Raw genomic sequence first — 21,721 nt, 5'->3', positions numbered from 1 at the left:
CAAGGACTTGCTGCCGGCTACAAGGTTCCGTAGCTGTGCAGGCCCGAGAGGAACATGTTGACGCCCAGGAAGGCAAAGGAAGTCACGACCAGCCCCACCAGCGCCCACCAGGCAGCGACCGTGCCGCGCAGCCCTTTCATCAGCCGCATGTGCAGCCAGGCGGCGTAGTTGAGCCAGACAATCAATGCCCAGGTTTCTTTGGGGTCCCAGCTCCAGTAGCCGCCCCAGGCCTCGGCGGCCCACAAGGCACCTAGCACCGTGGCGATGGTGAAGAAGGCAAAGCCTACAGCGATGGCCTTGTACATCAGGTCGTCCATAACGACGGCATCCGGTGTGTGCGCATTAATCGCCTTGCGCGCCCAAATGACGGCCACAAAGAAGATGACGGTGGGAACGACCATGCGCAGAGCCTTACCCATGGCGGGAGCCATTTCAGCCGATCCGAAAAACATCACGGCCGTCAAAGGCAAGACAACAAGGACGGTCGGCAAGGCAACCAGGCCAATCCACAGAGATTTGCTGGTCGCGGTTTTCAGCAACATGGTCAGCGCAACCATCGCGGAGAGTGCGAAAGTCCCGTAGCCGATAAAGTTGGCCGGCACATGCAATTTCATCCACCAGCTTTTGAGCGCAGGCACTAGCGGCTGGATCTCATGCGCTTCCCGCACAACGGTGTACCAAAGCAGAAAACCGACGGCTGCGCTGACCACCAACATGACAAACGCCCCTAAAGTGCGCGTGTTGTACTGCGCTTCGAAATAGAGATAAAAGGTGGTGGTCAGCCAGCAGAAAAGCACGAACACTTCATACAGGTTGCTGACCGGAATGTGTCCCACATCTGCGCCTATCAGGTAACTTTCGTACCAGCGCACCAGCGTACCGATCAACGCCATGCTGACGGCGGCCCAGGCAATTTTTGAACCTACCGACTCGAGCACGGCGCTATGGCTGCTATGGCCCTGCGCATTGGTCGCGCCGCTTGCGAACATGCCCAGCCAATAAAAAATCGTGCTCATGAAGAACAGCACGCTCATCCACAAAATGGCCGACTGGCTGGAGAGGAAATACTTGAGCCAGAACACCTGTTCGGCGCGCGCCAGATCTCCCTGGTAGGACGCGATGCCCAGCAGCGCGAAGGCGCTGACCACCATCATCAGCACCCGCAACGGCCGCCAGAACCAGCCCATGGCGATAGCCGCCGGAATGGCCGCGAACAGGATGCCTTTTTCATAGACATCCATGAAATCACTGTAGCGGGCGAAGGCATACAGCAAGCCGCCGGTGACCAGCGCAGCAAACACCCAGTCCAATACATTGCGCCGGGCGAAATAGCCCTCGTTCAGGCTCAGCGTGCTGTCGCCGCCGGCCTTCAGCGTGGTGGTGTTCACCGCGGTGTGGTTGATCGTGGAGGTATTCATAAAGGCGCCTGCAACAGTTTCGTTTTCAACATCTCAAACTCCTTGTCACCGTCCATGGTCTTGCGGTTGGTCGACAAGGCCATGGTGGCCTGACTGTGGCCTTCGGCCGATTCTGGCATTGAACCCGCAACATTGCCATCTTCTGCCTGACCGCCCCCTGCGCCGCGCGGTGCCAGCCAGACCCAGACGCGGCGTTCGCGCACATAAAGCATGGCGAACACGCCCAGGATCAGGAAGGCGCAACCCAGGTAGACGATGGTCTTGCCCGGTGCACGCGCCACCTGGAACACACTGGCCTGGACCTGGGTGAAGTCTTTCAGCTCAAACGCCATGGGCGCGGGATAGAAATTGGCGTCCGACAGGCTCAGCACCATTTGCGACATAAAGGCCCGCGTCTTTTCATCCTGGCCCAGCGGCTTGAGCCCGGCCTGCTCGCGGGTCATCTGCGTCAGCTCAAACAACGCGCCGTTGAGGATACGGATCAGCACCTCGCCGGCGCGGTTGCGCTCGGCCTCGGGCACGTTGGCCTCCATGAAATCAGAGATGGCCTGCAGGCCTGCAGCGGTTTTGGGCTTGCCCGTCGAGCCTTGCGCTGCGCCCGCTGCGTCTGCAACGTCACCGGCAAAAAGGGCCAGTGCCCGCGACGTCGACGCAGCAAGCTGCTGCGTCAGCTCCGGCCGCTCCCGGCCAATGGCCTGGCTTGCGTAGCGCCTGACCGCCAGCTCACGCTGCGCCGGATTGGCGAGCGCCGCGCGCAGCCGCAAAAAGGTCTCCATGCCGCCTTCAGCATCCACCGGGATCCGGAGGTACTGGAAAGGCGCGGACGGTGTTTCGCGCACGCCCATCAGGTAGACCGCCGGGCTGTCTTCCGCCGGATCCGTCTTGACCGGCAGCATGTAGTTGTGAAATTCACGGGCCTGCCCGGATGCATCGCGCAGCTTGTAGCTCACGCTGGGGCCTACGTTGCGCAGCTCTTTTTGCGTCACGGTCTTGTTCGCCGCGCCAAGCCGTGTGTCAATCGCCTGGTGCAGGTCGACCTTGCGCACATCGGCCCCGGAACCCATGCTCCCGCCCGACGCGAAATTTTCCACGTTGATGACCCGCAGCGCGGTGTATTCCAGCGTCAGCTTTTCGGCGCCATCGCCCTGCCCGTTGGTCAGGCCGCTGGAGCCGCCGATCGTGCCCTGAATTTCAAACGGCTTGCTGGCCGCGGCCATCGGAATGGCCTTGAGCGTCACGCTGGAGCCGCCGTCGTCGAAGCTCGACTGGTAAATCTCGATCCCGCGGTGGTTGGCCGGGTGATTGACCTCCACCCGCGCCGGGATCTTTTCGCCGGTTTCCTTGTCGTGGATGATGATGTCGCTGGCAAAGAGCTTGGGCATGCCGGTCGAGTAATACTCAACGATGAACTTCTTGAGCTCAATGGAAAACGGCAGTTCCTGCAGCAATACGCCGCCCGGCTGGTTCAGGATGGCGGTGCTGGACTGAGTGCCTTCGGCCACCAGCAGGTTGGCGCGAAACGTCGGGTTTTTGTCGCTGAGCCGGTGCTGGGCAGGCACATCGGCAATCAGGCCGCCGCCGGCATAAATCGACTTGCCGTTCAGCCACATCTGCGCGCGCACGATCATGTCGCCGTCGAGCAGGCCGCCCACGCAGACCAGCACGATGGCGCTGTGCGCTGCGATGTAGCCCAGTTTGTTGGCCGCGCCTTTTTTGGCCGCCACCATCCAGCCGTTGCCGGCGCGCTGCTGCAGTTTCACCTTCCAGCCGCTTTGCACCAGCGTCTGGCCAATGCGGCGCGCAGCCGTTTCGGGTGACTCTGCCAATGCAGCCTCGGCACGGTGGCCAAAGGCCTTGAGGCTTTGCTCCCGGACGTTTTCCTTGAGCTGGTTCAGGTCCGCGAAGATCTTGGGGGCGTTGCGCGCAATGCACAAAGAAGTAGAGACCACCAGAAAAGCCAGGATCAACAGGAACCACCAGGCGCTATACACGGTGTTGAGGCTGAGCAGGCTGAACACCTGCGCCCAAAACGGACCGAACTGGTTCACGTAGTTGCCCAGCGGCTCCGCCTGCTTGAGCACCGTGCCGATGATCGATGCGATGCAGATCACCGTCAGCAGCGAAATGGAAAACCGCATGGACGACAGCAGCTCCACCGCCGCCCGCCAGCTGCGGGAGCCCCAATTGACCTTCATACCCTCGGTGGAAACTGTCATGCTTGAAATGGAACCTGCGGTTGGCTCAGGAAAGCCTGCGAACCAGAAAAAGAAGGGAAAAAGAAAAAAGGCGGGCTTTCATCAGAAAGACCCGCCTTGGTGTGATTGGTTTTGGAGGCTTGGGTTCAATACTGCAGGCAGCCTGCGGGTACTTTCAGCAAAAAAAACGCTCGCCTGCCAGTCCTTTGCTGTACTTTGCTTAACGCAGGCCGGCAATGTAGTCGGCCAGCGCGCGGATTTCACGGTCGTTCAGCTTGGCAGCCACCTGGCTCATGGGCAGGCTGTTGCCTCGGCCGCCGTCACGGAAAGCCGTCAACTGCGTCACTGTGTAGTCAGCATGCTGGCCGCTCAGGCGGGGATATTGGGAAGGAATGCCGGCGCCCGTGGGGCTGTGGCAGCCCGCGCAGGCTGCGATCTGGCGGTCCTGCACGCCGCCGCGGTAGATCCGCTCGCCGAGAGCAACCAGTTCCTTGTCTTTGGCAAAGCCGGTTTTGGCTTTCTTGGACGTCGCCCAGTAGGCGATGTTTTTCATGTCGTCTTCAGACAGTGCCGCCGCAAAGCCTTGCATGATCGGGTTCTTGCGCTTGCCGGCCTTGAACTCCTGCAGCTGCTTGACCAGGTATTCGGGGTGCTGCTGCGCCAGCTTGGGGTTGGCAGGGGTACCGGAATTTCCGTCGGCGCCGTGGCAGCTGGCGCAAACTGCGGTGAAGCTGGCCTCGCCCTTGACCAGATCAGGCTTGGCAACCTTGGCCGGGGCTGCTGCGGGAGCCGAAGCGGCGCCGTGTGCAGGTGCGGCTTCGCCGGCAGCATAAGACGACACGGCAGGCACGGCCAGCAAGGCGGCCAGGAGAGAAGTAACGAACAGCTTCATATCGGGGGTTTTAATTGGTTGGCGCACAAAACTTATAACTTTCTGATTTTACAATGGCTTCAGGGCACCCCCGATTATTCGGGTCTTGCCGCGGCAACGGGCCAGCAGCTCCGCACCGCCTCAGCGCTTCCCGGGTTCCGTCCCCGAAGCCATTGCTCCCTCCAACGCATGCCGGTAGCGTGCAACCGATCTCCAGGGACCGCCCGATCATGACCTCACCCTCTCCGTCCAAACAACCTGTAGCCGCAACCGGCGCGCCCGACCCCAAAATCGCGATGGGCTGGCTGCACACAGCCAAATTCCTGACCACAGCGCCCGAGCTCAAGCACCTGCCCCGTGTCGACGTGCCTGAAATCGCCTTTGTCGGCCGCTCCAACGCCGGCAAATCCACCTGCATCAACACGCTGACGCAGCAACACCGGCTGGCATTTGCCTCCAAGACGCCGGGCCGCACCCAAAGCATCAACCTCTTCAGCCTGGGCAAACAGGGCGTGACGGACGCCGTGCTGGCCGACCTGCCGGGCTACGGCTATGCGGCCGTGCCCAAGGAAGCCAAGTACCGCTGGCAGCAGGTGATGGGCAACTATCTGCAGACGCGCGACAACCTCAAGGCCGTGGTGCTGCTGTGCGACCCGCGCCTGGGCCTGACCGAGCTCGACGAGATCCTGCTGGACGTGATCCGGCCACGGGTGGAAGACGGCCTCAAGTTCCTGGTGCTGCTGACCAAGTCCGACAAACTCAACAAGACCGAAGCAGCCAAGGCGCTGTCCATTGTGCGACTGCAGGCCGGCGGCGGAGACGTCAAACTCTTCTCTTCGCTGAAGCGCCGCGGTGTCGAAGAAGTGGCCCAGCATTTGTGGGACTGGGCCCATCCGGCAGAGAAATCGGTCGAAAAACCGGCAAAGCCTGCCAAAGCGGCGCCTGAAGAGCTGCCCGAGATCAATGACTGAGACAGCTCTCCAGCGCTGAGGTTTCAGATAAATACCGGCTCCAGCCCAACAGGGACGAGCGCAAGCAGCTATAAAAATAGTAGCAACATGATAGCCACCCGCTTGTACGCATTGCCCCACGGCATCACCTTGTCCTGCCGGACTGCAGGTGAAAAAGGCCGCCCTGTCCTGATGTTCCTGCACGGCTTTCCGGAAGCCGCTTTTGTCTGGGACGGCTTGCTGGAGCATTTTGCGCGGCCCGAAAACGGCGGTTTTCGGTGTGTGGCACCCAACCTGCGCGGATTTGAACATTCCAGCGCACCACTGGACGTGGCAGCCTACCGGCCCAAACACCTGGTGCAGGACATCGCAGCGCTGATTGCGCTGGAGGGTGGCCAACTAGCTTGCCTTGTGGCCCACGACTGGGGCGGCGCGGTGGCCTGGAACCTGGCCGCGGGCCACCCCGCGCTGATGAAAAAGCTGGCCATCATCAACTCGCCGCATCCCGGCACCTTTTTGCGCGAACTGCAGCATTCACCGGCACAGCAAGCCGCCAGTGCCTACATGAACTTCCTGATCCGCCCGGATGCTGAAGCATTGCTGGCTGAAGACGATTTTCGGCGGCTCTGGGATTTTTTTACCAAGATGGGCGCAGCCGATGGGCCGCACGCCTGGCTGACCGAAGCCGTCAAGGACCAATACCGCGAAATCTGGCGCCAGGGCCTGACAGGCCCCTGCAATTACTACCGTGCTTCGCCCTTGCGACCGCCGCGGCCCGGGCCGCCGCACAACGACCCGGCCGCCGCGGCAGTGAGCATTCCACGGGACATGCTGGAAGTTCACCTGCCGACGCTGGTGCTCTGGGCCCTGGACGATACAGCCTTGCCGCCCGCGCTGCTGGAAGGCCTGGGCGACTACGTGCCGCAGATGGATTTACGCCGCATCGAAGGTGCAACCCACTGGATCGTGCACGAGCAGCCCGCATTGGTGGTGGCGCACTTGGAGGATTTTTTGCGCTAAATTGCTATTGATTTAATAGCTGTTCGCGCTGATTTCGCCTGGCCCGGAAGACTATTTCCCTAAAATTTCGGCCCAACCCGCCCGCCGTCAATACAGGGATGGCTCGCCTTCGGGCCGGGTTTTAAAGCGCTTGTGCACCCAGTAGTACTGGGCGGGCATGGTGTTGATGTAGTCCTGCAGTTGCGCATTCATGCGCGCGGTGTCGGCCACCGGGTCATCGCTGGGGAAGTCCGGCCAGGCAGGCAGCACCTCCACCTCATAGCCCGTCGGAGTGATCCGGGGCAACAGGGGCAGCACCTTGGCGCGGCCCAGGCGTGCAAATCGCGAGAGAGACGGGACCGTTGCGGTGGGTATGCCATAAAAAGGCACGAACACTGAATCGTCGGGGCCGAAGTCCATGTCGGGCAACAGGTAAAGCGGCTGCCCTTCCCGAAGCGCGGCCACAATGGGCTTGACGCCATCACCCCGCCCAAAAAGCCGCAGGTTGCCAAAACGCCGCCGGCCCCGCAGTATCCAGCGGTCCACCAGCTTGTTCGACTGGTCGGTGTAAATGGTGGTCGAGGGCCGCGGCATCTGCAGCGCCACACCGGCCCATGCCGCATCCAGGCCGACGAAATGCGGCAGGAATATCACCGTGGGCTCATTGCCCTCCAGTTCCTGCACGGCACCCGTCACCTGAACACGCCGCTGCACCCAGGCCTGGGGCGCATGCCAGAGCCAGGCGCGGTCCAGCCAGGCCTGGGCAAAAAAGACGAATGTCAGCACCGTGAGGCGGCGCCGTTCTGCGGCCGGATAACCGGGGAAACACAGCGCGAAATTGGTGGCCACCACGCGCCGGCGCGAGCCTACCACCGCATACAACATCCAGCCGAGCAGCACGCCCAGGCCACGCGTCCAGGAAAGCGGCAGCAGCGCCAGCACCCGCATAAAGAAAATGCCGCCGCGGGTCACGACTCGGCTGGCCAACTGACGGGGAGTCTTCAAAGGGGAGTTTCCTTGCGTGGTGTTTTGTAGCGTGCGTAGCCCCACAAATACTGGCCCGGCTGGCTCAGCACAATGGCTTCGATCGCCCGGTTGATCTGTGTCACCCCATGCAACAGGTCGGCGCGCGCGCCGGAATCAGAGGCGTCCATCCCCTGCACCGGTGGCCATATCTTGAGGAAATACCCTTTGCCGCGGGCCAGGCGCTCGCAACTGACGGGCAGCAGCACCGCACCGCTTTGCAACGCCAGCCGCGCGGCCAGCGTCATCGTGTAGGCCGGCTTGCCAAAAAAAGGCGCCCACACGCCCAGGCCCTCTGGCGGCACTTGGTCCGTCAACAAGGCTACGGCCTGGTTGGCCTTGAGGGTTTTGTGCATGAGGCGGATGCCGCTTAAGGAGGCGGGCACGACAGTGAGGTTAGCCCGGTCACGCGCCAGGCGTTCCAGACGGGCCAGCCAGGCCTTGCGTGCGGGCCGGTAAATTGCGGTAATGGGCCCATACAGCTCAGCCAATGCTTGCGGGCCCAGCTCAAAGCTGCCGCAATGGGGGCCGAAAAAAATCACACCACGACCTTCGGCAAAAGCCTGCTCCGCGTGCACCTGGCCTTCAACACGGACATTGCCCAGGCAGGATTCAGTGGCGGGCCGCATCCACAGTTTCGGCAGCTCGGCAATAAAACGTCCTGCCTCGGCAATCGCCGGCCGGGCCAGCGAAAAAGGGAGGCCGGCCTGGGCCACATGTGCCCTGAACTGCGCGCGATAGCGCGGACTCAAGCCCCACACCAGCCAGCCCAGCATGCCGCCCAGCGCATGCAGGGCGGCCAGCGGCCAGAGGGAAAAGAAGCGGAACAACCAGGGCATGAATCAGGTGAAAGGGGTATCGAAAGGTTACGCCGGCCAAAAAACAGCCGTCATATAATGCAAGCTGTCGCCGAGTTACTGAACTACTTGCAGGGCGACATTAAACCAAACTGCTAAAGCGTTCGCCGAGGCATTCCAGCCGGCAACGCGCCGACAAACTTCATGGAGTGTACGCAATGGCGAACGATTTTCTCTTTACATCCGAATCCGTCTCTGAAGGCCATCCCGACAAGGTCGCCGACCAGATTTCCGACGCAATCCTCGACGCGATCTTCAAGCAGGACCCGCGCAGCCGCGTTGCCGCCGAAACCCTGACCAACACCGGCCTCGTCGTGCTGGCCGGCGAGATCACCACCAACGCGCATGTCGACTACATCCAGGTCGCCCGCGACACCATCAAGCGCATCGGCTACGACAACACCGAATACGGCATCGATTACAAGGGCTGCGCAGTCATGGTCTGCTACGACAAGCAGTCCAATGACATCGCCCAGGGCGTAGACCATGCCAGTGACGACCACCTGAACATCGGCGCCGGCGACCAGGGCCTCATGTTCGGCTATGCCTGCGACGAAACCCCGGACCTGATGCCTGCGCCGATTTACTACGCACACCGCCTGGTCGAGCGCCAGGCCCAGCTGCGCAAGGACGGACGCCTGCCTTTCCTGCGCCCCGACGCCAAGAGCCAGGTGACCATGCGCTATGTGGACGGCAAACCGCACAGCATCGACACTGTGGTGCTGTCAACCCAGCACAGCCCTGACCAGAGCGAAACCGCGCACAAAATGAAGGCCTCGTTCACCGAAGCCATCATTGAAGAGATCATCAAGCCGGTACTGCCCAAAGAGTGGCTCAAGGACACCAAGTACCTGATCAATCCGACCGGCCGCTTCGTTATCGGCGGCCCGCAGGGCGACTGCGGCCTGACCGGCCGCAAGATCATCGTCGACACCTACGGCGGCGCCTGCCCGCACGGCGGCGGCGCGTTCAGCGGCAAAGACCCTAGCAAGGTGGACCGCTCAGCCGCCTACGCAGCCCGTTATGTAGCCAAAAATATTGTGGCCGCGGGCCTGGCACGCCAGTGCCAGATCCAGGTGGCTTACGCCATCGGCGTAGCCCGCCCCATGAACGTCACGGTCTACACCGAAGGCACCGGCGTGATTTCCGACGAAAAACTCTCGGCTCTCGTCAATGAACACTTTGACCTGCGCCCCAAGGGCATCATCCAGATGCTGGACCTGCTGCGCCCCATCTACGAAAAGACGGCAGCCTACGGCCACTTCGGCCGCGACGAGCCAGAATTTACGTGGGAGCGTACCGATAAAGCTGCGGCCCTTCGGGCGGCAGCCGGCCTGTAAGGCCGCCGCGCGTAGCGCGGTATCGGTATGCGGGCGAAGTTCATATTCGCATCGCGAATGTGAACGCAGACCAAAAGACGGACAAAGCAGCTACGCTTCGCGCGGCTGCAGGCCTGTAAGGCCCCGAACGAAGCGAGCTTGTGCGGCTTTCAGCGCAGGCTTGCTTCGCGCTGCAAAGTTAAGGACCCAAGAGGTCCCTCCCCCTCGCTAATCCAGAAGATCAACCCCGCGATTCAACCCCGCGTGTAGGGGCTTTTCCCGACATGCGGGGTATTGCCCAACTCTTCGGACGGCGCGTTGTCGGCTTTGGGCTGCGCGATGGTCTTGTTGGTGCCCTCTCTGCCGTATTCGTCGGCAGATATGGCGTCAGGCCGTGCGGCTGACCCGTTCTTGCGGTCACGATCACTCTTTGGATCGGTACGTTTTTTCAGGCCCATCTTGTGTCCTTCGTGTCGCTGAACGTCAGGTAACAAAGCTGCCGGGATCCGTGGCGGGAAATACGGATGCCGACATTGAGGGCATTCCGCCCCGGGAATCACGGGCAGCGTGCGACACACCAAAACCGTTGCCGGTAACGATGAACGGCCAGGCACTGCGGGATTTCCCCGTTTCCATGGCGACTTCGCGCACAGGCCGGGTTGCCCGGATTCCTGGTTCATGCAGGGGAAAGCTGTCTAGAAACATGGCGGCGCCAATGAAGGCTTTGAGTGGCTGGGTTTTGACTGTAGGTTCACGCTTGGCCACGATGCGTCAGCGGGATAGGAAATGCGTGTAGGACAAGCTCGAATCAGGCGCCACTTCCCTGGTTTGAGCTTTAATTCCCGGCATTCCGGCCGCTGCTTTTTACCCACATCAGGCAACGAGGCAGGACATCAGGCTTTCGTAATCCACCGGTTTGACCAGGTGATGGTTAAACCCGGCCAAACTGGCAAGGGCTTTGTCTGTTGTCTGTCCCCAACCAGTAAGTGCAATAAGGACCATGGTTTCAGCGGCAGGCTGCTGGCGGATCAAGCGTGCTGCGTCGTACCCGTTCATGCCGGGCATTCCGATGTCCATGACGATAACGTCCGGCCTGTGGGCCTTGGCTGCGGCAACGGCGGCCACACCGTCATACGCCGTTGTCACCGCAAACCCGTCCATGCCAAGCAAAGCGCCCAAGGTATTGGCCGCATCCACGTTGTCGTCCACCACCAGGATTTTTTTGGCATTTCCGGACCGGGCGGAGCCCGCCATTTGCACAGGCGATGCAGGCTGCCCGCCCTCCAGAACCACCGGCAGCGCCAGGACGAACTCACTGCCATGACCCAGGCCTTCACTGTTGGCGTGCAGAGTGCCGCCGTGCATCTCGGCAAACTGCCTGGCCAGGCTCAGACCGATCCCCAGGCCGGTCGGCGCTTCGCCAGGCACGGGCGTCTGGGCAAACAGGTCAAAGATCTTTGCCAGAGAAGACGCCTCAAGCCCGATCCCGTTGTCGGCGACCCGGAAAGTCACCACAGGCCCCTCGACTTCCGCGCGCAGCACGATATGCCCGCCTGGATGCGTGAACTTGGCGGCGTTGACCAGAAGGTTGGCGACGCTTTGCACCAGGCGTGCGTGATCGGCATCCAGCAGATACGGTGCGTCCGGCTCCTGCACGTCCAGCCGGTGCTGCTTGCTTTCCATGGCGGTAGCGGAAATCTCCACCGCATGGTTGATCACTGATTGCAGTGTGATCTGCCCCCTTTTCAGGGTGACCTTGCCGCTGGTGATGCGGGCCACGTCCAACAGGTCATCCACCAATCGCGTCAGGTGAGCAACCTGGCGGTCCACGACATTGCGCAGCTGCGTGATCTGGCCCGAATCCGGGTAAAGATGCTTGAGGATGCCCATGGACGTGCGGATCGGCGCCAGCGGATTGCGCAGTTCATGCGCGAGCGTAGCCAGGAACTCGTCCTTGCGCTTGTCGGCATCGCGCACCTGGTATTGCCTTTCGCGTGCCCGCACGGCCGAGCGGGTGGCGGTAATCAGGGCAATGGTGCGCACGGGTCGTTCCACCAGCGTCACATTACCCAGATGCTCGACCGCCCGCTGCACATCCAGCGAATCGGCGCCGCTACGCGTCAAAAGCAGGATGGGGATGTCCGACCAGGTGGGCTGTGAGGCCACGTATTCGGCCAGTGGCCGCATGGCCACACCGCTGACAACTTCTTCCACCAGCAACAAGGCACCGGCGCCCAGCGGCAATTGCGTCATCAACTCGTCGGTATTCGCGCACACAATGCTGTGGATGCCCACTGACCGGAGCACTTTGGCAGTCAGCGCCGCGTCCCGCCCTGTAGGCGCACAAATGACGATTCGCCGCTCCACCTATCTCGCTCCGCGGGCGCCACCCACTTCAGGATCGTTACCGACATAAACCGGCACCCCCGTCAGGATGCCGCGGAAGCCGCGCAGAGGCGCACCTACGTGGATACCCTTGCGGGACATGGAGAATTCGCGGATGGTGCGCTCGTGGAGGCTGCCTCGCTTTTTGAACACCGATACGGCCTGCTTGACCTCGCCGTCATGCTCGAAATAGCGCAGCATGAGCACGTTGTCGGCCAGATAGCTGGCGTCCACCGCGGTGGACATCTGGCCGCCCAGCATGCCCTGCTGCACGCCGACCAGGATGGTCACCACACCACGCTGGCCCAGGTACGTCAGCAGTTCGTGCAAATGCGTGGTCAGGAAGCGTTCATCCGGCATGGCATTGAGGTAGCCGTTGATGCTGTCGATGACGACAACTTTGCAGCCGCGGTCGGCAGCCTGGCACACCACCGACGCGAACTCCCCGGGGGACAGTTCGGCCGGGTCGATCTGCTGAATGCTCAGCACACCCGCTTCATAGGGCTCGCGGATTTCCATCCCCAAGCCATCCGCGCGATTGAGTAAATTGTTGGCTGCTTCTTCAAACAGGAACATGGCGCTGGTCTGCCCGCGCTGCGCCGCGGCAGTGACAAACTGGGCCGCCAGCGACGACTTGCCGGTACCGGGAGGCCCGGCGATGAGGGTGCTCGTGCCCTCTTCCAGGCCGCCGCCAAGGAGGGTGTCGAGCTCGGTGAGGCCGCTTTTGAGCTGCTCGCGTCTGCCCATCACGCGCGACTCGGCCGCCACCAGGCGCGGGTACACGCACAGGCCGCCGTACTGGATGTCGTAGTCATGCATTCCGCCGCGAAAGGCGATGCCGCGGTACTTCACCACGCGCACGCGGCGCCGTTCGGCCCCGTAGTCCTTCACGGACTGGTCCAGCGTGATCACGCCATGGGCAATGGAGCGCACCTGAAGGTCAATGCCGGCGGCGGTGCGATCGTCGAGCAGCATCACGGTGCAGGAACGGCTGGCAAAAAACTGCTTCAGTGCCAGCACCTGGCGGCGATAGCGCAGCGGCGTATCGGCCAGCAATTGCAATTCGGAGAGGGAATCAATCACCACCCGGGTCGGTTTTCGTTCCTCGATCACAGACAGGATCATTTGGGTGGTGGTGCCCATCTCGACCTCGGAGGGGTGGAACATGGTGTATTCGGCCTCCGGCGTCAGCAGGTTTTCGGAAGGAAGGACCTCATGAATGTGGATGCCCTCCATGTCCCAGCCATGGGATTCGGCAACACCACCCAGTTCTGCGGCCGTTTCGGCCAGCGTGATGTAGACAACCGACTCACCGCGCCGGGCGCCTTCGACCAGAAACTGCAGCCCGGTGGTGGTCTTGCCGGTGCCAGGTTCACCTTCGATCAGGTAAATGCGGTCTTTGATGAGGCCGCCGCCCAGAATATTGTCCAGGCCGGCTATACCGGTGGAAAGAAAATGGAGCTCGGTTGGGTTCTTTGAAGTCATGGTTGCAGGAAAAGCGGTTTGTGAGCCGACTTGGCAATGAAAGAACAATCCGCAACACTCGTTAAAGAACACAGCGGCTTGTAACACCTGGATAAATGGTAGTCAGCCAGCTTAAAAATGCCCGGTTTACCGCATCTGCGTTATGCGTAGGACAAGACGCCGTCCCACAATAGGCCACAGTGGCAATACGCCCTTTCCGGTCGGCGCCAAAAGATGGACCCTGGGCATTGGCAGTGTTGCCCGCCACGCTGACCTGGAAGCCGCCGCTTCCGGCCTTGATGCCGCTTTGTTCGGCAACGCTCTGGAAGTTGGAGTTGATATTGCTGCTGGAAGCGCTGATGCTGCCGCTGATCTTGCCGACGCCCACACTCAGTGAGCCGCCCAGGCTTTGCTGGCTGCTGGTGTAGGTGCTGCTGTCCTGCAATGAGGCGATGTTGAGGTTGCCGCCAATGTCGGCCTTGACCTGCTCGGCCCGGATCACGGCACCCTGCAGGGTGGCGTCTCCGCCCGTGGTCAGGCTGACTTTTTCACCAGCCTTGACTTGGGTGTTGGTGTAGCTGGTGATGCCATTGAATTTATAGCAGCTGGCGCACGCCCCATCTAGGCTAGAGGCCTATTTGATTGTTGAGTTGCGCCGCTAGTTGACCCAGTCTTTCCATCAAATCTTGATCCATGCGCTTTGAGGAACAAAGGGTCATCAAAAGGTGAACTCCTTTCCGAGTTCCACCTCTTTTTGAACGGCGAAGCCAGACCCAAGCGGGTCAAGGCCGACTGAAAATTACCTGTCCAAGTGGTTTAAGTTGTGATGGAAATCAACACCCCTGCTTTTAAAACAAGCAGGGTAGTGCCTACGTGGGTCAGTTTTGGATGGAAATTACTGCGCTAAGTGGGTCAGATTTCGACGGAATTCAACACCACTCCCCCATTTGCCCAACAAAATCGGTTTCAAATGCGAGCTATTTCTATGGCTATGTTTTTTTCTGAATTTTTAGCTCATCCCACAACGGTGATAGTTCAAGCTTCTCCATGTACGTGCCGAAATCTACAAATGGCATTACGCCTATATCAGCTGAGGAAAACCATGTGGCCTCACACTCTTGGCACACATATATATCTTGCCCAGTTTTTTTTATCTGCGCTTTAGCTATATCGCCTTGCGCGCATCTAGGACACAGCATTTAAAGCTCCTTGTTTATTGGAATGGATAGGCAGTAATGATGTTGAGTTGCACTGCTACTTGACCCAGTCTTTCCATCTAATCTTGATCCATGCGCCTTGGGGAACAAAGGGTCATCAAAAGGTGAACTCCTCTCCGAGTTCCACCTCTTTTTGAACGGCAAAGCCAGACCCAAGCGGGTCAAGGCCGACTGAAAATTACCTGTCTAAGTGGTTCAAGTTGTGATGGAAATCAACAGCCGACGGGGTTGTCCTGATCAGTGCTGCGGCGCTCTTTGGTGCTGGAGCTGCTGAAGAGGTCGCTCTCGGCGGTGGTCATGCCAAAGCCGAAGCTGTTGGTCTGCCGGCCTGCGCTGAGGTTGACGTTGTTGCCGGCGTTCAGGCTCAGGCTGCCTGCAAGGAGTTGTGCGGTTCTATGGTTTTACACTTCCTTTCTCAAGGATCTCCTCCAATATGTCACCGCCGTATGAGTTAAAAACACTTAGCAGAGACACTGGCTTATCTTCAGGAGAAAACCTCCAAGATCTCAAAATTCCGTCACTACCGAAGTAGCAAATTTGCTGAACTTCTGATAGGACGCAGCTAACAAAAGCGAAATCTAAATTCGCGTCCAACTTTTCTCTATTTTGACTGTTGACGATTGCAGGCAAGTCGCCAATCCAGATGGCGTAGTGCGCCCATAAAGAATTTGTTGTGGCCTTTTCCGCAACCAATTTTTCGCCAGCAATGCTTAGAAGTTGCCAAAATTTCATAAATTTACCGAGTGTTGCGTTCCGCAGCTACTTGACCCAGTCTTTCCATCAAATTTTGCTCCATGCGCTTGGGAAACAACTGGTCACCAAAGGGTGAATTTACTTCCGAGTTCCGCCTCTTTTTGCACTGCAAAGCCAGACCCGAGCGGGTCAAGGTCGACTGAAAATTACTCGTCTAAGTGGTTTAAGTTGTGATGGAAATCAACACTCTTGCGTTTGTTAGACCGAGTTGCGCTGAAACGGAGATGACCTTTTGCACCTCAGCCGTTTCAATGGCTTTCAAAATCATCTCAGATCCAACACAACGTCCTTTACGACTGGTAGTCCTCATACTCCCACGCAAAGTATCTGGAAAGAATTGGTACTGACTGCTCCCAAGTAGGGCGTTCAGCGTTCTCAATAATCTCGCTAACTGTCTTCTTGATCAATTCAAAATCGAAACTTTCAACGAGGATCATGTGCCGCAAAACATATGCACTCTTGATCGATAGCTGATGCGCAAGCCACGAATTTGTGCATATCCCAACTTGGAACAGATGACTGCCTTCAATCCCCTCTGGTCCGATCGCTAAGGTCAGCCACATGCAAAAGTTGTCTGGTGTTTGCGGGGTGTAGGTGTTGAGATCCTCTGCACCGAAATCAATCCCTTTGAGAGTGGGTTTGTTCATTTGATCACCATGTGTCCGTTGGAAATTACAGCCCCTGTATTCGGGTCCCTCATCTGGAAGTTGGCCTGGACACCGGTCGGATTGAACTCGGCAGGTGCATTGGGCTTTGCAGTCGGAGGCCTAAAGACTCGCGTACCGTCAGCGCTGATCAATCCGCCGGGTACACCGTTCAATGGTCGCGCTCCATCACCTACCCATATCTGCCCCAAGCTATTCGCTTCGGTCGCCGTACCGCTTCCGACGGAGAAATTCGGATTTGGCACTCCACTGCCGCTCGCCGCTTTCGCAAGTCTCGCATCCTGCGCCGCAATGTTGGCAAGATTTTCGGCGGCCAGCTGCCCTTTCAGTCCTGGCACGGTCACCACATTCGCCGTCCCGCCAGAAGTCACCGGGGTTGCAATTTCTCCTGCTACTGCCGTTCCCCCACTTGCCCCATTTGTAGCATACGTATTTCTGGCCGCCGCATAGGCCGCCGCCTGTGCATTAACGGTCCGATTCAGCAATATACCTTCCACCGCAGCCGGCGAAAGTCCCAGTGCTGCATAAGTCAGCGCAGCAGCTTGCGGGCTCAGGCCCATGCCTTGCAGAACTTGCTCTCCCATCGTAAGCGTAGGCTGCCCTGTTGCGGCGGTATTGCTACCTGTTACGACCTGATCCCACCCAAAGGTCGCACCCGCACCACCCAGGAAGCAGCCAAACCCGGTCGTACAAGCGCCTGTGCCCGCGGCTATCATCCCGGCCCCGCCCAGCGCCTGCAGCAGTCCCATGGTACGAATGCCGCCGTTGCTGCTGGTAAACGCATCCACCGCGCTGTCCGAGGCGTTGTAGTCGTTGAACAACTTGAGCGGTGACGTCTGATTACTTGGGTTGGTGCCGACTCTGTAGGTTTGTTGGGCCAAGGTGCTTCGCTCGGCAGCATATTCGTCGGTGGCGCCAGCCGCTTGCATATCCGACAGCAAGCGGTAATTGGCATCGGTGGGTGGCACGCCATCTGCGCACCGGCGAATCGCACAAGCGGCTATTGTCAGGCGTGCCACAGCCGCATTGCTGCCATTGGCCAGCTGCTGGATGCGGCTGATCTGGTTGGGGTTGAGCTGCCTGTTGTTGGTGTCTTCGTTAAACGCAGCAGCTGCCCCTGTCAAACCACCTGCCGCTGCGCCAATACTGGCGGCAATGCCCGCGCCCACAAGGTTTTTAAGGACCGGGGGCAGGTCCTCTGTGAGCTTGTTAATCTCGTCTGCTGCAAGTGCCGCGGCGCCGGCGCCTGCAGCGCCGCCTACGCCGCCACCCAATCCGCCGATCAGGATATGGCCGGCAACCCGGCAGGCGCCCCCTTCAGCCCAACAGGCGGCGGATTTGGCATCCGGTGCGCCAGCTTGTTGCTGATTCGCGTAGTCGCCCCAAGCCGTGCTGGCAGACCGCCCAAACGCCGCAGTAATAGCGATCTGCGCATCAATATTCGCCCTGACCTTGTCCCTATCAAAGATCGGCTTGAGGCTGGTTTCAGCGTCACCGGTTCGGGCGCCCGTGTTGCCTGCAATGCCGCTGATCCCTGCCGTGGTGGTGCTGCTGGCGTCGCCGCTGGTCTGCCCATAACCGGCGCCTCCGCCCGGGCGGGTTACGGTGTGGCTGGCCCGTTCGATTTGTGCATCGGTCATGCCGCGGTCACGCATGTCAGCTATCGCCCCTGGGCTGCTTTGGTCGCCGAGGGTTCCGCTCAGCCCCGCTCCCAGTTGGTAGCCGCTGCCTTCATAACTGGCAACGTTCTGGATGTCGGTGAGCGTCAACACACCGCCGGCCTGGAAACTGTTCTTGCCGTCGTCCACAGCCTTTTGGGTGCTGGTGATCTGCCCGCCAGCCAGGGTCGTGTTACCGCCCACGGCAACGTTAAAGCCGCCATCGCCCGCGCGAATCGCGCTTTGCTCGCCAACGCTTTGGTAGTTGCTGTCGATGTTGCTTTTGCCTCCGCTTACGCTACCGCTGCTGGAGCCATAGCAGAAGGGCGGTATGCACAGGCTCACCCCAGCACCGGCGCTGCTTTGCGTTTCTTTGTAGACGGACTGGTCTTGCAGGCTCTGGATGATGAGGTCGCCGCCGGTTTGCACGGTGACCTGTTTGGCAGCTGCGACCGCGCCTATGAGGTTGGTGTCGCCGCCCGAGGCGATCACCAGCGTGTTGCCGGCCTGCACCTGGGTGTTGGTGTAGCGGATCTCGTCGCCGTTGCCTTCGCCCTTGCCGCTGGAGACGCTGGCGTTCAGGCTGAAGCCGCTTTTGGCGCCCACGCTGAAGCCGATGCCCAGGCTGGCGCCCGAGTTGCTGTTGCTGTTGCGCTCGCTGGCGGTGTTGATGGCGGCGAGCAGGTTGACCTGGTTGTCTGCCATGAGGCTGGCGCTACCGCCGGCGTTGATGCGGCTGCCTTGCACCGTGAGGTTGCTGTCCAAGCCTGCACCAGTGGCCGCGATGGTGATGTCGCCCCCAGCGGCAACATTGGAGCCCACGGCCGTGTTGCTGGTGTTCTCTGTGTTGCTCTGGCTCTTGCTGGAGCCGATGCTCAGGTTTACGCCGATGCTGGCTGCTGCGGCCGGGTCCTTCACCAGGGCTGCGACCTGGTTGTAGGTGTTGTACGCCGTGAGTGCCGTGCTGGCTGCGGCCAGTGCCTGTATGCGCGAGTCCTTGACCTTGCTGGCGTTGCTGATGGCCTGGGCGCTTTGCTGCACGCTTTCGATGGCCGACAGCACGGGGTTGCTGAAGGTGACGCCAAAGCCGCTTTGGGAGGTTCTATCTTCCGTGGTGCTGCGGCTGGTCTCGCGGGCTTCCACGATGTCCACCTTGGCGGCGCTGATGGTGATATTGCCTTGCGGTGAGATCACGTCGCTGCCGACCTGGCGGTAGTTGTTGTTGGCCACGGCGACCACGTTGCCTTGCAGGGCGCCCACGGTGCTGGCCGCTGCGGTGGTGTTGCGGCCCTGCCTGTCGTTGGACTGCTCACTGGCGTTGTAAGACAGGCCTTCCTGGAAGAATCCCGACTCCTTCTTCTCAAAGAAAGACGTGCTTCTGCTGGTGTTGGTGGCCGCTTCGATGGCGATGTTGCGGCCGGCGGCCAGGGTGGTGCCGGTGTCGCCAATCACGCTGGAGCCCTGGACCTTGATGTCTTGGCCGGAGGCGAGGGTGAATTCCTATCCGAGTCCCGCATTTTCTTGACCCTCAAAGTTGATACAAGCTGATCAAGGGCGGCTGGAAAATTACCTGTCTAAATGGTTTAAGTCGCTATGGGAATCAATCATCAAACGCGTAGCTTGGCTTGCAACGCGGCCTCAAGCTCAGCAAGGGTGAACTCTTTTCCGGCCTCAAGGTAACCAGCATTGTCATCAACAGAATCGCCAAATTCTTTGCACAGCGAATAAGTCACCAGAGCAGCAAATAAATCATCTCCTCGGGTACTCACCGATCCCATGTATTTCTTGGCGTCGGGAATTCTTTCATCAATAGGCTGCTCAGAAATTGAAACCCAGCACCATTCATTTTCAGCCGCGCCCTTTACATAAGGATCTCGGTGAATTGGCCCAACCAGTTCCATCGTCAAGGTTGGCGTCTTTTGTTTGAAACGGGAGAAGCCATTTTTTATGGCGCTCGTTAATTCGTCCTGTGTTGGATTGGCATCCATCTGGACAAAAGAACTTTTCATGGCGTGCCCTTAGTCGTCAGCGTAGAACGAGTCAATGTTATCCATCCATTTATGGTTTTAATATTGATGTTGCCCACGGTACCTTCGTTCAGGATGTTGGAGACAGGTGACCCCGGTTTGACCCAGCTTGTGACGTCTTGAACTGATATGCCAGTCTTGGTGGCATCTACGTACATATCGCCAATTTGCTTTGCGTTAACCATTTGCTTAGTTCCATCAACGATATTTCGCTGCACTGCTGTCATGCCATTTCCTGTTACTTCCTTTAGGCTAACAGGGACACCATTTAACCAGCCATCAATTCCCGGGGTATTGTGGCTCAGCTGTCCCACAAATCTTCCGCCCTTGTATGCAACGATATCGGCTGCCTGAGAAATTTCTTCCGCACTCATTGCATTTGGAATCACTTCACCCGGTTTTGGGGCCGGCAGTGCTAGTGGTTTTGTTGTTGCGACAACTTCACCAACAATGCTCCCCCCCGGACTTGCGCTTATTCCTTCGGCCTTGGCTAGTGCCTTTGGAATATATTTTCCTCCCAGATACGCGAGCCCGAACTTGGCGGCATCAATTCCAAGGAGCATGAGCGGATCACGCTCGCCAGGATATGTTTCCAGGTTGAAAGAGTCCAGAACACGCTGACCTTCGTTTGAGCGGTAGGCACCAAAGGCTGCCGCATTCCCTTGCTGCATCTGGAGGTTGGACGCCCCAGCGATGCCAATCCCGATGGGGACGGCTACACAGCCAAGTCCCAAAGTTTCAATGCATGATGCTGCACCACCCGCTGCAATCACACCGCCGCCAACTGTGCCGATGGCGCCAGCGCCGAGGTTAACCGCGCCTCCCACGCGTGTAACCACTTCGCCATTTCGTGTCAGCCCATCTCTTATTCCGTCAAGATTGGTGTAAATAAACTCCCCTGTTTTTTGGAGAATCGCTTTTTCCGCCGCGTATGTTTCACCCACTCGCTGCATGTCGTTGAGCTTGATCCAGTTTGGGTCACTATCAGGAATGCCGTCGGCACACCGGGTAAGTGCGCACGCTGCGGCGTCCAGTCGGCGTTTCTCCTCTGTGGTTTTTCCTCTTTTTGCTGCATCTAGCTTTTGGGTCTCGGTATAGTGCAACTGCCGATTGTTGGCATCCACAGTCCAGGCAGTGGCCGCCCCTTGAGTTCCGCCCACAGCAGCGCCAATGCCTGCGGCCGTCAGCCCGGCAACGACTTGAGCAATGCTCTTGGAGACGCCGTCACCCAAGCCTGCCGTTTGCAGGCCTAACTGCAGGTTGTCCTGGAACGCGTTCATCAGGTTGGCTGAACTGGCGCTGGTAGCCGCGCCCAAGGCGCCGTCCATGCCGCCGCCCAACGCGCCTACTGCCGTGTGAAGGGCGATCCGGTAGATGCCGCCTTCTCCCCACTTCTCGGCTTCCTGAATCAGGGCCGTCTTTTCTGACGGCGTCATGGTTTCCTTGATCTGATCTCGCAGGCTCTTGGCCTGGCTGTCGGCAAAGCTGGCAGCCGCTTTGGGCGCTTCGCGTGTAAACGCCTGCGTAATTTGCACCTGCGCATTGATCTCGGCCTGTACCCGGGCTGCGTCAAAGATGGGTTTAAGGCCGGTCTCGGCATCCGTGCTCCTGACGGCGGTATTGCCGGCAATACCGCTGATACCTGCGCTGCTGGTACTGCTGGCATCGCCCTTGTCTGAGCCGATGCCTATGCCCAGGCCGTTGATGCCGGCAGTCTTGGCGGTGGCGCCGCCGCCAAAGCTGATGCCGATTGACTCGCCCTTGTAGCTGGCGGTGTTCTGGATGTCGCTGATGCTTAGCGTGCCGCCGGTCTTGAAGCTGTTCTTCTGGGCGTTGACCGCCTGGTTGTCGCTGGCGATGACGCTGCCCAGCAGGGCTGGTTGTCGCTGGCGATGACGCTGCCCAGCAGGGCTGTGTTGC

The 21,721-nt window shown here is 59.6% G+C and carries 17 protein-coding genes and 2 pseudogenes; 4 read left to right on the top strand and 15 right to left on the bottom strand.

Annotated features, from left to right (window positions below; all coding sequences use genetic code 11):
* Positions 1 to 17 precede the first annotated feature (17 nt).
* Both ccsB and AC1DY9_RS06005 read right to left on the bottom strand, forming a co-directional pair.
* Positions 18 to 1,418: a c-type cytochrome biogenesis protein CcsB gene (gene ccsB / locus AC1DY9_RS06010; RefSeq protein ID WP_457279742.1), complete on the bottom strand. Its 1,401-nt coding sequence runs from the start codon at positions 1,416 to 1,418 to the stop codon at positions 18 to 20.
* Complete coding sequence (locus tag AC1DY9_RS06005; RefSeq protein ID WP_457279743.1) at positions 1,415 to 3,634, bottom strand: cytochrome c biogenesis protein ResB; 2,220 nt, start codon at positions 3,632 to 3,634, stop codon at positions 1,415 to 1,417. The genes ccsB and AC1DY9_RS06005 overlap by 4 nt, the downstream gene beginning before the upstream one ends.
* Before the next feature lie 2 nt (positions 3,635 to 3,636).
* Between AC1DY9_RS06005 and AC1DY9_RS06000 the strand changes: the two genes are divergently transcribed.
* Positions 3,637 to 3,837, top strand: coding sequence for a hypothetical protein (locus tag AC1DY9_RS06000; RefSeq protein WP_477666045.1), 201 nt, complete (start codon positions 3,637 to 3,639; stop codon positions 3,835 to 3,837).
* Here AC1DY9_RS06000 and AC1DY9_RS05995 read toward each other — a convergent pair.
* Positions 3,834 to 4,505, bottom strand: coding sequence for a c-type cytochrome (locus AC1DY9_RS05995; protein ID WP_457279744.1), 672 nt, complete (start codon positions 4,503 to 4,505; stop codon positions 3,834 to 3,836). The two genes, AC1DY9_RS06000 and AC1DY9_RS05995, sit on opposite strands and share 4 nt — an antisense overlap.
* A gap of 209 nt (positions 4,506 to 4,714) precedes the next feature.
* Here AC1DY9_RS05995 and yihA point away from each other — a divergent pair, with 209 nt between their 5' ends.
* Positions 4,715 to 5,455 (top strand): ribosome biogenesis GTP-binding protein YihA/YsxC, encoded by a 741-nt coding sequence (gene yihA, locus AC1DY9_RS05990; RefSeq protein WP_457279745.1) that lies wholly within the window; start codon positions 4,715 to 4,717, stop codon positions 5,453 to 5,455.
* An 87-nt stretch (positions 5,456 to 5,542) separates the two neighbouring features.
* Positions 5,543 to 6,454: an alpha/beta fold hydrolase gene (locus AC1DY9_RS05985; RefSeq protein ID WP_477666044.1), complete on the top strand. Its 912-nt coding sequence runs from the start codon at positions 5,543 to 5,545 to the stop codon at positions 6,452 to 6,454.
* Between the two features lie 87 nt (positions 6,455 to 6,541).
* On the opposite strand, the gene AC1DY9_RS05980 is transcribed toward AC1DY9_RS05985, so the two are convergent.
* On the bottom strand, positions 6,542 to 7,438 hold the full coding sequence (locus AC1DY9_RS05980) for a lysophospholipid acyltransferase family protein (RefSeq protein WP_457279747.1): 897 nt from the start codon (positions 7,436 to 7,438) through the stop codon (positions 6,542 to 6,544).
* Positions 7,435 to 8,295, bottom strand: coding sequence for a lysophospholipid acyltransferase family protein (locus tag AC1DY9_RS05975; protein ID WP_457279748.1), 861 nt, complete (start codon positions 8,293 to 8,295; stop codon positions 7,435 to 7,437). Before AC1DY9_RS05975 ends, AC1DY9_RS05980 begins: the two co-directional genes overlap by 4 nt.
* A gap of 176 nt (positions 8,296 to 8,471) precedes the next feature.
* Between AC1DY9_RS05975 and metK the strand changes: the two genes are divergently transcribed.
* Positions 8,472 to 9,653: a methionine adenosyltransferase gene (gene metK, locus AC1DY9_RS05970; RefSeq protein WP_457279749.1), complete on the top strand. Its 1,182-nt coding sequence runs from the start codon at positions 8,472 to 8,474 to the stop codon at positions 9,651 to 9,653.
* A gap of 233 nt (positions 9,654 to 9,886) precedes the next feature.
* On the opposite strand, the gene AC1DY9_RS05965 is transcribed toward metK, so the two are convergent.
* The 10 genes and pseudogenes from AC1DY9_RS05965 to AC1DY9_RS05920 all read right to left on the bottom strand — a co-directional run.
* The gene (locus AC1DY9_RS05965; protein ID WP_457279750.1) at positions 9,887 to 10,090 is read right to left on the bottom strand and encodes a hypothetical protein; all 204 of its coding nucleotides are present in this window, start codon (positions 10,088 to 10,090) and stop codon (positions 9,887 to 9,889) included.
* Between the two features lie 415 nt (positions 10,091 to 10,505).
* Positions 10,506 to 11,999, bottom strand: coding sequence for a hybrid sensor histidine kinase/response regulator (locus AC1DY9_RS05960; protein WP_477666043.1), 1,494 nt, complete (start codon positions 11,997 to 11,999; stop codon positions 10,506 to 10,508).
* Complete coding sequence (locus tag AC1DY9_RS05955) at positions 12,000 to 13,502, bottom strand: ATPase domain-containing protein (protein WP_457279753.1); 1,503 nt, start codon at positions 13,500 to 13,502, stop codon at positions 12,000 to 12,002.
* A 61-nt stretch (positions 13,503 to 13,563) separates the two neighbouring features.
* On the bottom strand, positions 13,564 to 14,067 hold the full coding sequence (locus AC1DY9_RS05950) for a hemagglutinin repeat-containing protein (RefSeq protein WP_457279812.1): 504 nt from the start codon (positions 14,065 to 14,067) through the stop codon (positions 13,564 to 13,566).
* Between the two features lie 1,024 nt (positions 14,068 to 15,091).
* Positions 15,092 to 15,430, bottom strand: coding sequence for a hypothetical protein (locus tag AC1DY9_RS05945; protein ID WP_457279754.1), 339 nt, complete (start codon positions 15,428 to 15,430; stop codon positions 15,092 to 15,094).
* A 311-nt stretch (positions 15,431 to 15,741) separates the two neighbouring features.
* Entirely contained in the window at positions 15,742 to 16,098 is a 357-nt protein-coding gene (locus AC1DY9_RS05940) for an immunity 8 family protein (RefSeq protein ID WP_457279755.1), read from the bottom strand.
* Complete coding sequence (locus AC1DY9_RS05935; protein WP_477666385.1) at positions 16,095 to 18,917, bottom strand: hemagglutinin repeat-containing protein; 2,823 nt, start codon at positions 18,915 to 18,917, stop codon at positions 16,095 to 16,097. Before AC1DY9_RS05935 ends, AC1DY9_RS05940 begins: the two co-directional genes overlap by 4 nt.
* A gap of 186 nt (positions 18,918 to 19,103) precedes the next feature.
* A pseudogene (locus AC1DY9_RS05930) lies at positions 19,104 to 19,256 on the bottom strand (hemagglutinin repeat-containing protein); the annotation flags it as partial.
* Between the two features lie 125 nt (positions 19,257 to 19,381).
* Positions 19,382 to 19,783, bottom strand: coding sequence for a hypothetical protein (locus AC1DY9_RS05925; RefSeq protein ID WP_457279757.1), 402 nt, complete (start codon positions 19,781 to 19,783; stop codon positions 19,382 to 19,384).
* Positions 19,780 to 21,721 (bottom strand): annotated as a pseudogene (locus AC1DY9_RS05920) (hypothetical protein); the annotation flags it as partial. The gene AC1DY9_RS05925 and the pseudogene AC1DY9_RS05920, both read right to left, overlap by 4 nt.

It is taken from the genome of Polaromonas sp. P1_F6 (assembly GCF_056405695.1).
This window is presented reverse-complemented; position numbering and strand designations above follow the sequence as displayed.

Bases quoted from the DNA above. Each gene is read 5' to 3' on its own strand.
- AC1DY9_RS05940 (WP_457279755.1), bottom strand. From the start codon at position 16,098: ATGAACAAACCCACTCTCAAAGGGATTGATTTCGGTGCAGAGGATCTC.
- AC1DY9_RS05925 (WP_457279757.1), bottom strand. From the start codon at position 19,783: ATGAAAAGTTCTTTTGTCCAGATGGATGCCAATCCAACACAGGACGAA.
- AC1DY9_RS05945 (WP_457279754.1), bottom strand. From the start codon at position 15,430: ATGAAATTTTGGCAACTTCTAAGCATTGCTGGCGAAAAATTGGTTGCG.
- AC1DY9_RS05955 (WP_457279753.1), bottom strand. From the start codon at position 13,502: ATGACTTCAAAGAACCCAACCGAGCTCCATTTTCTTTCCACCGGTATA.
- AC1DY9_RS05985 (WP_477666044.1), top strand. From the start codon at position 5,543: ATGATAGCCACCCGCTTGTACGCATTGCCCCACGGCATCACCTTGTCC.
- AC1DY9_RS05995 (WP_457279744.1), bottom strand. From the start codon at position 4,505: ATGAAGCTGTTCGTTACTTCTCTCCTGGCCGCCTTGCTGGCCGTGCCT.
- ccsB (WP_457279742.1), bottom strand. From the start codon at position 1,418: ATGAATACCTCCACGATCAACCACACCGCGGTGAACACCACCACGCTG.
- AC1DY9_RS06005 (WP_457279743.1), bottom strand. From the start codon at position 3,634: ATGACAGTTTCCACCGAGGGTATGAAGGTCAATTGGGGCTCCCGCAGC.
- metK (WP_457279749.1), top strand. From the start codon at position 8,472: ATGGCGAACGATTTTCTCTTTACATCCGAATCCGTCTCTGAAGGCCAT.
- AC1DY9_RS05975 (WP_457279748.1), bottom strand. From the start codon at position 8,295: ATGCCCTGGTTGTTCCGCTTCTTTTCCCTCTGGCCGCTGGCCGCCCTG.
- AC1DY9_RS05965 (WP_457279750.1), bottom strand. From the start codon at position 10,090: ATGGGCCTGAAAAAACGTACCGATCCAAAGAGTGATCGTGACCGCAAG.
- yihA (WP_457279745.1), top strand. From the start codon at position 4,715: ATGACCTCACCCTCTCCGTCCAAACAACCTGTAGCCGCAACCGGCGCG.